This is a genomic window from Streptomyces sp. NPDC031466 (assembly GCF_055581265.1).
The window spans coordinates 222,079-235,485 of the sequence record NZ_JBVIJT010000001.1; the positions used below are offsets into that span (position 1 = coordinate 222,079).

11 protein-coding genes and 2 pseudogenes are annotated in these 13,407 nt (G+C 70.6%); 5 read left to right on the plus strand and 8 right to left on the minus strand.

Translation table 11 applies throughout. The features are described 5' to 3' along the window. Positions 1-42: 42 nt before the first annotated feature. Both ACZ5GP_RS00705 and ACZ5GP_RS00710 read right to left on the minus strand, forming a co-directional pair. Positions 43-1,593, minus strand: coding sequence for a peptide ligase PGM1-related protein (locus tag ACZ5GP_RS00705; protein WP_468748674.1), 1,551 nt, complete (start codon positions 1,591-1,593; stop codon positions 43-45). Between the two features lie 296 nt (positions 1,594-1,889). After that, on the minus strand, positions 1,890-2,855 hold the full coding sequence (locus ACZ5GP_RS00710) for an Lrp/AsnC family transcriptional regulator (protein ID WP_468748675.1): 966 nt from the start codon (positions 2,853-2,855) through the stop codon (positions 1,890-1,892). 85 nt (positions 2,856-2,940) lie between these two features. Here ACZ5GP_RS00710 and ACZ5GP_RS00715 point away from each other — a divergent pair, with 85 nt between their 5' ends. The 4 genes and pseudogenes from ACZ5GP_RS00715 to ACZ5GP_RS00730 all read left to right on the plus strand — a co-directional run. Beyond that, positions 2,941-3,816 (plus strand): VOC family protein, encoded by an 876-nt coding sequence (locus tag ACZ5GP_RS00715; RefSeq protein WP_468748676.1) that lies wholly within the window; start codon positions 2,941-2,943, stop codon positions 3,814-3,816. A gap of 240 nt (positions 3,817-4,056) precedes the next feature. Next, positions 4,057-4,479 (plus strand): DoxX family protein, encoded by a 423-nt coding sequence (locus ACZ5GP_RS00720; RefSeq protein WP_468748677.1) that lies wholly within the window; start codon positions 4,057-4,059, stop codon positions 4,477-4,479. 170 nt (positions 4,480-4,649) lie between these two features. Next, positions 4,650-4,755 (plus strand): annotated as a pseudogene (locus tag ACZ5GP_RS00725) (carboxymuconolactone decarboxylase family protein); the annotation flags it as partial. Next, positions 4,754-5,173 (plus strand): annotated as a pseudogene (locus ACZ5GP_RS00730) (nuclear transport factor 2 family protein); the annotation flags it as partial. The pseudogenes ACZ5GP_RS00725 and ACZ5GP_RS00730, both read left to right, overlap by 2 nt. A gap of 166 nt (positions 5,174-5,339) precedes the next feature. Here ACZ5GP_RS00730 and ACZ5GP_RS00735 read toward each other — a convergent pair. Then, the gene (locus tag ACZ5GP_RS00735) at positions 5,340-5,663 is read right to left on the minus strand and encodes a hypothetical protein (RefSeq protein ID WP_468748678.1); all 324 of its coding nucleotides are present in this window, start codon (positions 5,661-5,663) and stop codon (positions 5,340-5,342) included. A gap of 77 nt (positions 5,664-5,740) precedes the next feature. Further along, complete coding sequence (locus ACZ5GP_RS00740) at positions 5,741-6,979, minus strand: FUSC family protein (protein ID WP_468749064.1); 1,239 nt, start codon at positions 6,977-6,979, stop codon at positions 5,741-5,743. A gap of 223 nt (positions 6,980-7,202) precedes the next feature. Between ACZ5GP_RS00740 and ACZ5GP_RS00745 the strand changes: the two genes are divergently transcribed. Then, on the plus strand, positions 7,203-8,396 hold the full coding sequence (locus ACZ5GP_RS00745; protein ID WP_468748679.1) for an amidohydrolase: 1,194 nt from the start codon (positions 7,203-7,205) through the stop codon (positions 8,394-8,396). 66 nt (positions 8,397-8,462) lie between these two features. Here ACZ5GP_RS00745 and ACZ5GP_RS00750 read toward each other — a convergent pair whose 3' ends face one another. The 4 genes from ACZ5GP_RS00750 to ACZ5GP_RS00765 all read right to left on the minus strand — a co-directional run bounded on the left by ACZ5GP_RS00750 (position 8,463) and on the right by ACZ5GP_RS00765 (position 13,312). Continuing rightward, entirely contained in the window at positions 8,463-9,929 is a 1,467-nt protein-coding gene (locus ACZ5GP_RS00750; protein WP_468748680.1) for an aminotransferase class I/II-fold pyridoxal phosphate-dependent enzyme, read from the minus strand. A 106-nt stretch (positions 9,930-10,035) separates the two neighbouring features. Next, positions 10,036-10,767 carry a S1 family peptidase gene (locus ACZ5GP_RS00755; protein WP_468748681.1) on the minus strand — a complete coding sequence of 244 codons (732 nt, stop codon included), beginning with the start codon at positions 10,765-10,767 and terminating at the stop codon, positions 10,036-10,038. 119 nt (positions 10,768-10,886) lie between these two features. Further along, positions 10,887-12,431, minus strand: coding sequence for a glycine betaine/L-proline transporter ProP (gene proP / locus ACZ5GP_RS00760; protein WP_468748682.1), 1,545 nt, complete (start codon positions 12,429-12,431; stop codon positions 10,887-10,889). Positions 12,432-12,859: 428 nt separating this feature from the next. Further along, the gene (locus ACZ5GP_RS00765) at positions 12,860-13,312 is read right to left on the minus strand and encodes an SRPBCC family protein (protein ID WP_358578405.1); all 453 of its coding nucleotides are present in this window, start codon (positions 13,310-13,312) and stop codon (positions 12,860-12,862) included. Positions 13,313-13,407 lie beyond the last annotated feature (95 nt).

Sequence of the window (13,407 nt, forward strand, 5' to 3'; positions counted from 1 at the left end):
CGCCCCGTCCAGGGGACGTTTCCCGCCCCCGTCCGGCAGCCGCTACCGGCGGGAACGTCCGACCGGCATTTCCTGACGGGGCTCTGCGGCGAGGGTGTCCGCCAGTTCGCGCAGCTTCCGCATGAGCGATGCGGCCTCGGTCTGGTCGGCTCCGATGCACACGGCGCCGAACTTCCCCACCTCGGCGGTGGGGCTCATCATGTGCAGCACCACGCCTGTCGCGCGCTCGGGGTCGTAACCCAGGGGCGAGCGGGTGACGGCGCGGATGAGCTGGGCCGGCCGCAGCCCTGTGTAACGCGGGTCCATGATGTTGTCCGATGCCTCGTAGACACGCTCATGCTCCCCGGGTCCGCCGTCGTTCGCGGGGCCGCTGACGACCAGTCGGCCGTCCGGTGTGGCGCGTGTCCCGAGGAGCCCCGTGACCATGCCGAAGGCGTGTTTGGTTCCGGTGGACCTCAGGTTGATCTCACATCCGAGGAGCTGCCAGGAGTCGCCGGTCCGCCTGGCCAGGAAGTCGACCCCGTAGTCGCCCCTTTCCACTCCCCGGTCCCACAACGCCCGGCCGATGCGCAACCCGTAGTCGATGAGCGTGTGTCGGTACTCGGCGCTCGCCGGGAATCGGCAACCCACGTAACTCTGGCCGTGGTTGGCGAGTACCTGGTCATGCGTGGAGACCGCTTCGGCCTCGGCCGTGTCGGTGATCCTGCCCTGAAAGCTGGGGCTGCGCAGTGTGTCGTCCTGGATCCACTCCTCCACGACGGCGCCGGTTCGCTCCAGGGTGCGTACGTAGTCGCCCCAGGTGATCTTGGTGTCCACCAGGGTGGCCCGGGGCAGGACGTCGAGCAGGCGTCGGACCAGCGTGCCGTCATCCACGTCGGCGCCGAGTGAGGGTTCCACGTCATCGAGGTCGAGGAGCGCGTTGCCGAGGCCGGCTCCGGAGGCGGGGTCGTCGAGTTTGACGACTACCGCACGGTGTCCGGCCCGTACCATCCGCGCCACCTCCTCGGCGAGGCCGTGCAGGGTGTCGCACGGTGCGGGGGAACCGTCGGGGACGGGCACGCCGGCCTCGGCGAAGAGCCGGCGGCCGGAGTGTTTGGAGCCCAGCGGGATGCGGGACGAGTGCGGCTGGTCGCCCGGCACTCCCAGCTCCCGGGCGTAGCGCTCCAGCGGTGCCGAGGGTTCGAAGTAGCACAGCCGGACGTCGGCACCGGCGCGCTGCCGGTCGTTCACGAAAGCACGGATGGCCGCACGGACCTGTGCGGCCTGGGGGTTCTCCGCATCGAGGACCTTCTCGCTCAGCCACCGGGAACCCGCGTCGTCCAGGCTCACGATCCGCACCCGGCCCCGCGCCTCGCCGCAGTCGGCGCCCAACAGCCCCAGGTAGTAGCCCACCTGTTCGTCGGCGTCCAGCACTCTCGGGGCGGCGACGTACAGGAGGTCGCCGTCGGACCGGCACACCGTGTCGATGATCGCCGAACCGAGCAGCCGCTCCGGGAAGTACGCGGCACCGGTCAGCCGTTTCAAGATCTCCGGGTCGCACTCCCGGCTCTGGATGTGGACATGGGCCGGGCGAGGGCGCGAGGCCGCCGTCATGCGGCCGCGCCGACGGACGGGTCGTTGACCGGCAGAGAGTGCTGGGCTTCCACGATCTTCTCCTCCACAAGGCCGCTCCGTCACAGGAGAGAATGCGCGCCGCGATGCCGAAGGGACGGAAAGGCAGTAGCAGTTGGCAACTTTCTGTTACGGCGCAAACGCAGAGCGTACGCTACCAGGAGTGATTGTCGTGACGGGTGAGAGGAGCGGGCTGCCCGAACGGCTGACCTCGCCCGGCGGCCTCAGGGCGTGACGCTGCGGAGCGGGCGCCCTCGACGGCGTGCGGCCGACAGGCGCTACCGACCCGTCCCATAAGGCGCTGGGGCGGCTCGTTTGGTGTAGGAGGTGATCAGGACCGTTTCCATGCGGTCGACGCCGTCGAGTGAGCCGATGCGGTCGGCCAGGTAGGTGTGGAGGGCGTCGGCGTCGCGACAGACCGCGACGGCGATCAGGTTGTGCGGGCCGGTCGTGCTGCCGACGAATGCTGATTCAGGATCGCCGGCCAGTGTCCCGGCGACGCTGCTGAGCCGGGCAGGCGTGACGGTCAACCAGAGCAGGCATTGCACGGGGAAGCCGAACAGACCCGAGTCGACTTCGACGTCGAACTGGAGAACGCCTGACCGGCGGAGTTCATCCAGGCGGCGGCGGACGGCGGATTCCGACCAGCCGACCTGCCGGGCGAGATCAGGGTAGGCGGCACGGCCGTCCGCGGCGAGGGCCGGCAGCAGGCGGCGGTCGAGATCGGTCAGGGCGACCGGAGCAGTCTCCGCGGCGGCGGTCGGCCGCAGCGCGGCGATCTGCTCGTCGGTGAGAGCCGAGGTCCGGCCGATCCAGCGCCGGTCCATCACGGGGCGCAGCAGCCGTTGCGCGTCGACCTGTGTGACCTGCGGAAGGCGGCCCAGCGCGTCCAGGGGCGCCGGTCCTTCCCCGGTGACACGGAAGATGCAGACGATCTCGGTGCCGCTCGAAGCAACGGTCACCCAGGCGGTGTCGGGGCGCCCGGCCAGCGCGCGGGCGAGCGGAGCGATGCCGGGAGGCAGGACGCGCAGGCGCACCAGCCATTCGGCACGGCCGGTGCGGTGGCAGTCGGTCACGCCGGCCACGCGGGCGACCTCTTGGGCGCGGAGCCTGCTGAAGCGGCGCGTCACGGTGCGGTCGGAAACACCCAGGACGTCGGCGATCTTACTGAAGGCGGCGCGACCGTCGAGTTGGAGGGCGTGCAGGAGCCGCAGGTCGAGTTGGTCCAGCGTGACCGAATCCACCGGCCCAGTGTAGGACGGTGTCGGATAGCGGCGTGGGCGCGGCAGTTGGGGAGGAAAGGCCGGTGCTTGTTGCAGCATCGGTCCCATGACAGGCGACATCCTCGGCATCCATCACACCGGCCTCCTGACCCGCGACCTGGACGGACTGGAGCAGACTTACGCCTCCTTCGGCTTCACCCTCAGCCCCCGCTCACGGCACCTGTTGGGCGGGCGGCCGGGCGAGACGCCGGTGCCCGGTTGCACCGCCAACCGCTGTGCGCTGTTCGGCGGGTCCTACATCGAACTGCTCGGCATCGTCGACGAATCGGCGCCCGACCCCTGGCACACCAAGGCGATGGCCGACGAATACGAGGGATTCCGGCTGCTCAACCTCGACACCGACGACGCCGCGGCCGCGCATCGTCGCCTGGCCGACGCCGGGTTGCGCAGCTCCGGCGTACTGGAGCTGGAGCGCGACGTCGATACCGAGGAGGGGCCGCGCACCGTTCTCGCCCGCGCCGTTCACCTCGATCCCCGCTCGACCCCGGAGGGCCATGTGGGGATCGCCCAGCACCTCACCCGCCGGTATGTCCATCAGCCGCGCCATCTCGACCACCCGAACGGTGCCCGCGCCATCGGCGCTGTACTGATCGTGGCCGATGACGCCGAATTCGACGCGGTCACGGACCGGTACACCCGCGTGCTGCGAACGGCCCCCAGGTGTGAAGGTCCTGTCACCATGCTCGACGCGGTGGCCGCGCGGTTGCAGATCGTCCGCGCTTCGGACGCCGAAGAGGTGCTGCCCGGCGAACCGCGCCCGGCCGCCTCGTACCTGGCGGCCATGACCATCCTGGTCGACGACGTCGATGACGCCCGCAGGATCGTCGAAAGCAGCGGCACGACAACCCGGCCGACCGGTGACGGGTTCTTCGTCTCCGCGCTCCAAGCCTACGGAGCCGGTCTGTTCTTCACCGCCGGCTGAACGGTACGGCGGGCGCTGCCACGCACTGAACACATCACCATCACCCCGCAGAAATGCTGAGCCGTTTCGCCGGGCCTCTCCTGCTCGCCTCTCCTGTTCGTCCAGATCTTTCGGAGGACACTCATGTTCGGAACTCTCCTGCTTCTCACCGGCCCGGCGGTGGGATGTCGGCTCCTCGGCCGGCTGGGCATCGGCCGGTTCGCGACCTGGCGAGCCGCCTTCGTCCATGGTCTTGCCGTCATGCTCCTCGCCACCGCGACCGCGCACTTCGTTCCGCCGAGCATCAGCGTGATGCCCGGCCACGACGACTTGGCCGCCATGGTCCCGCCTTTCGTCCCGTTTCCCCACGCGATGGTCTACTTGACCGGCGTACTGGAACTCCTCGGCGCTGCCGGACTCGTGCGGGCAGCCACACGTCGGACGGCCGGGATCGGGCTGGCGGTGCTCTTCGTGCTGATGCTCCCGGCCAATATCCACGCCGCCGTCGAGGACATCCCGCTCAGCGGCGACCCCGCCACACCGTTGTGGTTCCGGATTCCCGAACAGTTGCTCTTCATCGCCATCGCGCTGTGGGCAGCCGCACCTGCCCACGGCAACCCGTATCGGCACCGGCCGGCCGCGAGCCGACCCGACCCCGACGACACGGCTGCGGCTTGCCGATGACATGGCCGGCTCGGCGAAGCCGTCGCCGTTTGGTCCGTCAGCTGCTCGACCGGGATTCCCGAACTGTGACACCTCCGACGACCCGAGTTCGCGGAGACGTAGAGCACACGCGTCCGTGTCAACGGAACTACTTCGCCGGCCCGACCGCCGCCAAAGCCCTCAAGCACCTCATGGCGGCGGGCAAGACGCTCAAGGACTCGCCCCTGGCGGCCGCGACGCAGGAGCTCGTGGCCCTGCGCGTGAGCCAGATCAACGGGCTGCGCCGTCTGCATCGACCCGGCAGGAGCCGGCGGCTCGGTTCTTCGACGCGCTGCGCGAAGGTGATGTCGCCGGCCTGCGGGATCTGCTGGCCGCCGACGTACAGATGGTCGGGGACGGCGGTGGCAAGGCCCCGCAGCTGGCCAGGGCCGTCGTCGGCGCCGAGAACGTGGCCCGGCTGCGGGCCTCCGTTTTCCCGCTGCTGGCCCGGATCGACGTGACGTTCGAGCCGCACGAGGTCAACGGCCGGCCTGGCGCCATTTTCCGGGACCGGGACGGCCAGGTGCTCCATGCCCTGGCCCTCGACGTGCTCGACGGGCAGATCCAGACGATCCGCTCGGTCATCAACCCCGACAAGCTCGGCCACCTCGGACCGGTCGCCGACGCCTGGGCCATCGACGGCGAGGTGAAACGAGCGCGTCGGCAGACGAAGTGACCTGGGACCGGCCCTGGGCCTTCGGTCCGAGGTGGTCGATGGCCCGGTCCTCCGCCGACTCTCGCGCCCAACGGCGCCGACTGCCTCAGCGTCAGGTTGGGGCGCCAGTCAGCGGCCACCAGCAGCGTCCGGTCCTGAGGCGGGGCCGACGCAAAGCCTGGAGAAGTCAGCGCTGCTCCTCTGCGTCGAGGCGCGCCAGCCCCTGTTCCCAGCGTTGGCGGCGTTCGTCTTGCGACTGCTCCCACCAGGGGGTGGCCCGTTCCCCCAGGGCGACTTTGGCCTGGTTCACGCGGGCGCGCGCGGCCCGCTCCGCCTGGGTATCGCCCGCCGTCGTCGCGGAGCGTACCGCGCGGCGGGCCGCCATGAGGTGGTGGCGAAGGCGAGCGGCGGTCTCCTCTGGGATCAGCGGGTCGGTCGCCCGCCATTTCCTTCCCTTGATGACGACGAAGTGCCCGTCGGGGGTTTTCTCCGGTGCCTGATGTGCTTCCACGTGCACGATTCTGCCCACTCGCGGCCGCTGCGGCATGAAGCTGCTGCGGTGCGTACGGCTCCTCCTTCGTCGGAGGCTCAGGGTTCCACGGCCGGTCGCCGCTCCGTGCCGCTCTCGCCGCGCAGTCGCCGACGCAGTGCCGCGAGCCGCGGATGGCGCTCGCTGAGCTCCGCCGAGCGGCGGTCCAGCTCCTGCATGAGGCGCTCGGTGCGCTTGTCGAGGTCCAGCTCGTCGAGGATCCGGTCGATCTCGGCGAGCAGCGCGCCGTGCAACTGCCACTGCCTGGGGTGCTCCTGCACGTCCTCCAGCAGCAGGTCGGCGACCCGGTCCCGGGTGGCCCGGCTCGCGGCCAGGGCGGCGGTCAGCCGTTCCTCGGCCTTCTCCGCGTTGGCCGCCACCTGAGTGGTGATCAGCCGGGCGAAGCTCTCGATGGCCTCGGCCATCTGCTCGAACAGCTGCTGGAGATCGGCCGACACGTCCGGGGGGAACAGCGCCTCCTTTGTCCGGAACTTCGCCAGGTCGGTCAGGCTTCGCGTCAGCACCCGCAACACCACCGCGCAGATCTCCAGGGTGTCCAACCCCGTCCGCAGCACCACCCGGGACAGCAGCCCTTCCCGTACGCGCGGGTTCATCCGCAGGCTCTCCTCCGCCTGCCGCAGCGAGGCGTCGACCTCCACGATGTCGTGGTCCAGTTGCCGCGCCTCGTGCAGCCGGGCGGCCGCGTGCGGGAAAGGCAGGTGGCCCCCGGCGATCTCCGCGCCCATGGTGCGGAGCATCTGGCCCATCTCGCGCGCCAGCCCGTCGATGGACGTCCCCGCCGACTGCGTCCACACCGGGGGCGCGAACAGCAGGTTGAACAGCAGGCCCACGCCGGCGCCGATCAGCGTCTCCAGGATCCGGTGCCAGGCCGCCGACGCGGCCTGGGAGACGCCGAGGACCAGCATCGCGCTGATCGCCACCTCGGGCACGAACTCGTTCACCCGCACGAAACGGCCGATGATCAGCGAGGTGAAGATCGTCAGGCCGAGGCTCCACCAGGTCAGCCCGACCAGGGCGGTGAACCCGATGGCGATGAGGACCCCGACGACGACGGAGTTCACACGCCGGATGCCGGTGGTGAGCGTCGCGTACAGGGTGACCTGGACGACCAGGAGAGCGGTCAAGGGGGCCGTGAGAGGAGCGGGTTGCGCGGGCAGGAACTTCAACGCGACACCGAAGGAGATGACGGCGGCCGCCGTGGACCGCAGCGTCTGTGCCGCGACGGGTTCGGTGGTCCGCCGCACCAGTTTGATCACGGGTGCTGATACATCCGGCATCTCCTTCACGTGCCCGATCATGATCGCTTCAGCACGCTTCGGCACCAGGAACCCCCCGGACGCCTTCCCGCACCGCCCGCCGCGCGGTGCCGCCGAGAGCCTGATTCCCGGTCCCGTGTGGGCTGCGGGCATCCGTGGAACACGTCCCGTGTCGTTGCCGGGGAACCGCGCAGGTTCGGTTCGAGGAGGTCATGTGTCACACCCCCCGCACAGGGATATGGACATGGATGCCGTCTACGCCCGCATCGAGCGGGAGGTCGCCGCCCGCGCCGACCGGCTCTGGGAGGTCAGCCTCGCGCTGCACGGCGAACCGGAGACCGCCTACGAGGAGCACCGCGCCGCCCGGCTCCTGGCGGACGAGCTGGCGCGGGAGGGATTCCGGGTGGAGCGGGGCACCGCGGGGCTGCCGACCGCCTTCGTCGCCCGTACGGGCGCAGCGGCCACCGCTGAAGGGCGCCCGCGCGTCGCCCTGCTGCTGGAGTACGACGCGCTGCCGGAGCTGGGGCATGCCTGTGGGCACAATCTGATCGCGGCGGCGGGCCTCGGGGCGGCCCTCGCCGCGCGGGCCGCTCTCGGTGACGCCGGGGAGACCTTGCTGGCCGTCGGGACGCCGGCGGAGGAACGCGGCGGCGGCAAGGTCGCGGAGGTGGCGGCGGGCCTGTTCGACGGGGTGGACGCGGCGCTGATGTTCCACCCGGGTGTGTACGACTGGTCGTGGGCGCCCCTGACGGCGAGCGCGCAGGTGCGGATCGGCTTCCACGGCAGGGCCGCGCACCCGACGGGCAACCCCACGGAAGGCATCGACGCGTTGGGGGCACTGATCCAGCTGTTCAACACGCTCGGCGTCCTGGACCGGCGGCTGCCCGCGGGCTCGCACGTCCAGGGCATCGTCACCGAGGGGGGCCGGGCGACGAACATCGTTCCCGAGTACGCGGAAGGGCTGTTCGGTCTGCGCGGCGCGACCGCCTCCGCGCTGGAGGACCTGGTGGAGGAGCTGCGCTCATGCGCCCAGGGCGTCGCGCTGGCCACGGGGACGAAGGCGGAGGTCGCCGAAGTGGCCGCCCGCTACGAGCACTTCCGCGACAACGACGTGCTCTCCGGGCTGTTCGCGGGGCACCTGGCGAGGGCGGGCATCCGGCTGACGGAGCCCGAGGCCGGGGTCTATCTGGGGTCCTCGGACATCGGCAACGTCAGCACCCGGGTGCCCGCGATCCATCCGTTCGTGGCCATCATGGGGCCGGACGGCTCGGACCACACCCCCGAGTTCGCCGCGGCGGCCGCCGGACCGCGCGGTCGCGAGGTCATGCTGGCGGCGGCGTACGCGCTGGCGGGCACCGCGGCCGACGTCCTGCTCCGTCCGGATGTGCCCGAGCGGGCCTGGGCCCGCCACCGCCGGAAGGCGGCGGCCGGACGGTGACGGAGGACCGGCGTCCCCGCAGGTGCCGCCGGTCGTCGCAGCACGGTGCCGGGCCGCCGCCGCGGTTCAGTCCTCGACGGCCACCCGTACGCTCTTGACCTCGGTGTCGGCGGCGTCCGGCACGACCATGCCGGCGTCGACGCCGGTGCGCAGATAGCGGACGACCTCGGCGTTGAGACGCTCCCCGGGCAGCGCCGCGGGAATGCCGGGCGGGTACGGGGTGAGCATTTCCGCGGTGATCCGGCCGATGGCCTTCTGCCACGACACCTGCTCCGTCGGCCCGAAGTACGCGTCCCGCGGGAGCTGGACCTGTTCGAGCCGCAGCTGCTGGGGGTCCGGGACCTCGACCTGCTCCGCGGGCCTCAGCTCGTCCGCGTGCGCGGCGACGTCCCGCAGCCCCGCGAGGAGGGTCTGAGCGCTGTCTTCGTCGTCGGCGTGGGTCAGCTGGGCGCTGACGCGGCGGTGATCGCACAGGTGCAGGTTGATCTGGTGGTGCTCGCGCAGCCAGTCGGCCGCCCGATAACCGGTCGTACCCAGCGCGGTGATGTCGACGATGATCTGCAGCGGGTCCATGTCGGCCGCGCGGCCGGGTCCGCAGAAGTCGTCCCGGCCGTGTACGTGCATCCCGTCGATGCGGGCGATCCGGGTCCGCAGGGAGGCGGCGAGGGCGAGCGCGTCGTCGTAGAGGGCGCGGCCGTGCTCCACCATCTGGCGCCGCCAGCCGTCGAGGGCGGCGTACAGCAGGACGGAGGGGCTGGTGGTGCCGAGGAGGTCCTCGCGGCTCTTGAGCACCTCGGGATCGATCAGATCGCCCTGGAGGTGGAAGACCGAACCCTGTTCCAGGCCGGAGCCCATCTTGTGCACGGAGGTGACGCAGACGTCGGCTCCGGCGTCCATGGCCCAGGTCGGCAGGTCCGGGTGGAACGGCAGGTGGGCGCCCCAGGCCTCGTCCACGATGAGCGGCTTGCCCCGTTCGTGGCAGACCTGCGCGATGGCGGCCAGATCCGAGCAGGTGCCGTACGGCGTGGGCGTCGTCACGAGGGCGCCCCTGGCGTCCGGATGCTCGGCGAAGGCCGCCTCGAACGCCTCCGCGGACGGGGGGTGTGCCAGATGCCGTTCGGGGTCCCACTGCGGGGCGACCCAGATGGGCCGGATGCCGGAGAGGATCAGCCCGGACACCACGGCCTTGTGGGCGTCGCGCCCCACGAGCAGCTTCTCGTGGGGTCCCGCCACGGCCAGCATGGCCGACTTGACCGAGAGCGAGCTGCCGCAGGTCGAGAAGAAGGTGTGCTCCGCGCCGACGGCGTCCGCCATGAGCGCCTGCGCCTTTTCGAGGACGCCTCGGGAGGATGTCCGGTTGTCCAGACCGCTGGTCGCCAGTACGTCCGAGCGGAACACCGCGTCCCCGAGCACCTCACGGACCCGTGGATCGGCGCCGCGCCCCTGCTTGTGGCCCGGCGGGGTGAAGGGGGTCTGTCCTTCGGCGTGGTAGGCGGCGAGAGCTTCGAGTACCGGCGCTTTCGAGTGGTCCATAGGGTGCGGTTGCCCTTGACCCGAGAGACGGAAACGGTGCGCCGCCACGGTGCGGCCGGGCGGGTGAACCCGACCCGGTGCACCGCGGCCCGCGGCTGCGGGGGCGTCAGCGGCGGATGACCGAGCGGATCCAGGAGAGTTGCTGGGAGACCTCTCCCGCCTCGGCGCTCTTCTCCCGGTCGGAGCCGTTGAAGACACCGACGAGGGTTTCGGTGCCGCGCGGGCCGACCGTCATCACCGGACCGCCAGAGTCGCCCCCGGCGGGAATCCCCTTGACCTTTTTCATGCAGAAGTCGGGGCCGCCCGGTGCGGTGTGGCCCGCGCACATGGGGTCGTCCGCCCGTACGACCTTCAGGTCCGACTGCTTGAGGACGGGTGACTGGCAGGCGCTCTCGTCCGTCGTGCAGGTGGCGCCCCACCCGTACTGCCGCACGGCCTGGCCGCGGTGGACGCCGACCGTGGACAGGCGCGCCGTGGGGACGTTCATCGGCGGAACCTTGACGAGCATCATGTCGGCGTGCGCGCTGCCCACGCGCTTGCCGGGCAGGGGCCGGACCGTGGTGCCCCTGCGCACGTCGAGGTGGCCCACCCGGAAGGAGATCCGCCTGTCGGGGACCGGCCGCGCCTGCTCGTAGAAGCAGTGCGAGGCGGTGAGGATCCACTGCCGGGAGACCGCGGTCCCGGTGCACGCCGGTTTGCCGTCAACGAGCATCCGTACCGCCCACGGGCCGTAGGTGCTCTTGGTCCCGCCGATGACGGCGAAGGCCGGGGCGGACGACATCACCTGGCCCGCGACCAGCGCCAAGGCGGTCAGCAGCAGGGCATGAAAACGACGCATTACGCAGAACAACTCCTCTGGGAGGGCCACAGCCGTACAGGTAGTCAGGCCGTACAGACAGTCAGAGAGCCCTCGGAGGCAAAGCGTTCCGTCCAAGCCCTACGAGATCGGACCCCGTGTCATTTCTCGCGCCCGCCGGGCCCCCTGCCGTGGCCCCGCCCGCCACGCGGGTGCCACAGGCGCAGCCACACGTCCCGCGCGTGGCGCCCCGCCTCCGCGCGGCTGCGCGCCACCATCTCGCGGGCCTCGTCCCGCGTCTCCACCATGGGCCCCGATCCGCGCAACGGCCGTCCGGCGGTCTCGTGAAGGAAGAACGTCGACGCCAGTCCGATCGCACCGGCCACCATCAGGTAGAAGGCGGGCACCAGCGTGTTGCCGGTGGAGTCGACCAGGTAGGAGGCGAGCAGCGGGGTGGTGCCGCCGAAGAGGGAGACGGAGATGTTGTACGAGATGGACAGGGCGCCGTAGCGCAGACGCGTGGGGAACAGGGCGGGCAGTGTGGCCGCCGCCGTGCCGGCGAAGCAGACCAGGAGCAGGCCGAGGATCGCGCAGCCGAAGGCGGGCATGAGGATGCCGCCTTCGCGGATGAGGAGGAACGCCGGGACGGCGAGCACGATCAGGGCGATGCTGCCGGCCATGAACATCGGGCGTCTGCCCCACCGGTCCGAACTGCGGCCCACGGTGGTGATGGCGAGCGCCACCAGCAGCATGGTGGCGAGCACCAACAGCTGCGCGGTGGTGTCGCTCTCCCCCAGTGTCACCGTCATGAAGGTGGGGAGGTACGACGTCACCATGTAGTTCGTGACGTTGTAGAGCAGCACCAGTCCCATGCAGATCAGCACTGCCTGCCAGTGCCGGGTGAAGATCTCCTTGAGGCGGCCCTTGCCGGACTGGCGGGCCTGTTCGACGGGGTCGCTCTCGCCTCGCCGGTGGACGACTTCCCGCTCGGCCGCGGCGGAGGCCGCCTCCTGCTGGAAGGCGGGCGTCTCCTCCAGCTTCACCCGCATGTACAGGCCGATGAGTCCGAGCGGTCCCGCGACGAAGAAGGGGATGCGCCAGCCCCAGCTCTCCAGGCCGTCGGTCCCGAGCGTCAGGGTGAGGACGGTGACCAGGCCGGAGCCCAGGGAGTAGCCGATGAAGGTGCCGAAGTCGAGCCAGCTCCCGAGGAATCCCCGCCGCTGGTCGGGCGCGTACTCGGCGATGTAGGTGGTGGCGCCGGCGTATTCGCCGCCCGTGGAGAAGCCTTGGACCAGCCGGCACAGGAGGAGCAGCAGCGGGGCGGCGAACCCGATCGAGGCGTATGAGGGCAGAAGGCCGACCGCGAAGGTGCTCACGGCCATCATGATCATGGTCGCGGCGAGCACCCGCTGCCTGCCGATGCGGTCACCCAGCGGGCCGAACACGAGGCCGCCCAGCGGACGGACGAGGAAGGCGGCGGCGAAGGTGGCGAAGGTGGCGACGACCTGGGCGCCGGGCGAGCTGGACGGGAAGAAGACCTTGCCGATCGTGCCCGCCAGATAGGCGTAGACACCGAAGTCGAACCACTCCATGGTGTTGCCGAGCGCGGCGGCCGTCACCGCGCGTCGCACCTTGGGGCGGTCGGAGACCATCACGTCCTCGGCACTGAGCGCCTTCTTCCGGCGGCGCAGCAACGTGCGCGCCATCCGGTCCGTCGCCGAACGCGACGAGCGCGCGGTGTCCGCCTCCGGCCCACGGGAAGGGCGGGCCTTTCCCCGCGGAAGGCCTTTCACCATGGAGCTTTTCTCCTCTTGTCGCCCGAGAAAAAGCTGTATCCACGCAAAATTAGGCCCAACCGGAAAGACCGGCAAATCGCCCATCGATGGGGAGGCGCCGAGGGCGGGCCGGGGTGGGGCCCGTGGTCCGGACGGGTTACCACGATGCGCTATCGTAGATCTTGAACTGGTCGCCGCGGTCGCGGTGAACACTCACGCGTCGGTGGTCCAAGGAAAGACGCCCCGCTTCCTGCGGGGAAATGCAGGTGCAAGGCCTGCCCGGCGCTCGACCAGAAGGGCCCGTCCGCGTACAGCGCGGACGGGCCCTTCGCGTTGGCGTGCCCGGAGGGGGCGGGCGGTCAGACCTGGCCGCGCCAGGCGCCGGTCTCGGCGCCGCCGCGCTCCTCGATGAACTTCTTGAAGCGCTTCAGGTCACCGGTGACCTGCCGCTTCACGAAGCCGAGCTTGTCGCCCACCGTCTCGGCGAGTCCTTCGGGGTCGTAGTCCATCTGCAACATGACCTTGGTGCGCGCTTCGTCCAAGCGGTGGAAGGTGACGACGCCCGCCTGCTTGGCCTGCCCGTCGACCGTCGTCCAGGCCACGCGCTCGTCCGGGATCTGCTCCGTGATCGTGGCGTCGAACTCCCGCTCCACACCGCCGATCTTCGTCACCCAGTGGGTCAGCTTGTCGGAGCGCTGTTCGATGCGCTCCACGCCGTCCATGAACTCGGGGAAGGTCTCGAACTGGGTCCACTGGTTGTACGCCGTACGGACCGGAACGTCGACTTCGATGGATTCCTCGACCTGCGACACGGATGACACCTTTCCTTGGGAACTCGTGGAACTCGCTCAGGGTCCTTCTGCGTCGGGCCCTGGGCACTGCGTCGTTTCCTTCTCCGCGAGTGCCC

Coding starts and splice junctions, on each gene's coding strand:
- proP (WP_468748682.1), bottom strand. CDS start 12,431: ATGGCGCGCACGTTGCTGCGCCGCCGGAAGAAGGCGCTCAGTGCCGAG.
- ACZ5GP_RS00740 (WP_468749064.1), bottom strand. CDS start 6,979: ATGCCGGATGTATCAGCACCCGTGATCAAACTGGTGCGGCGGACCACC.
- ACZ5GP_RS00715 (WP_468748676.1), top strand. CDS start 2,941: ATGACAGGCGACATCCTCGGCATCCATCACACCGGCCTCCTGACCCGC.
- ACZ5GP_RS00745 (WP_468748679.1), top strand. CDS start 7,203: ATGGATGCCGTCTACGCCCGCATCGAGCGGGAGGTCGCCGCCCGCGCC.
- ACZ5GP_RS00720 (WP_468748677.1), top strand. CDS start 4,057: ATGCTCCTCGCCACCGCGACCGCGCACTTCGTTCCGCCGAGCATCAGC.
- ACZ5GP_RS00755 (WP_468748681.1), bottom strand. CDS start 10,767: ATGCGTCGTTTTCATGCCCTGCTGCTGACCGCCTTGGCGCTGGTCGCG.
- ACZ5GP_RS00750 (WP_468748680.1), bottom strand. CDS start 9,929: ATGGACCACTCGAAAGCGCCGGTACTCGAAGCTCTCGCCGCCTACCAC.
- ACZ5GP_RS00705 (WP_468748674.1), bottom strand. CDS start 1,593: ATGACGGCGGCCTCGCGCCCTCGCCCGGCCCATGTCCACATCCAGAGC.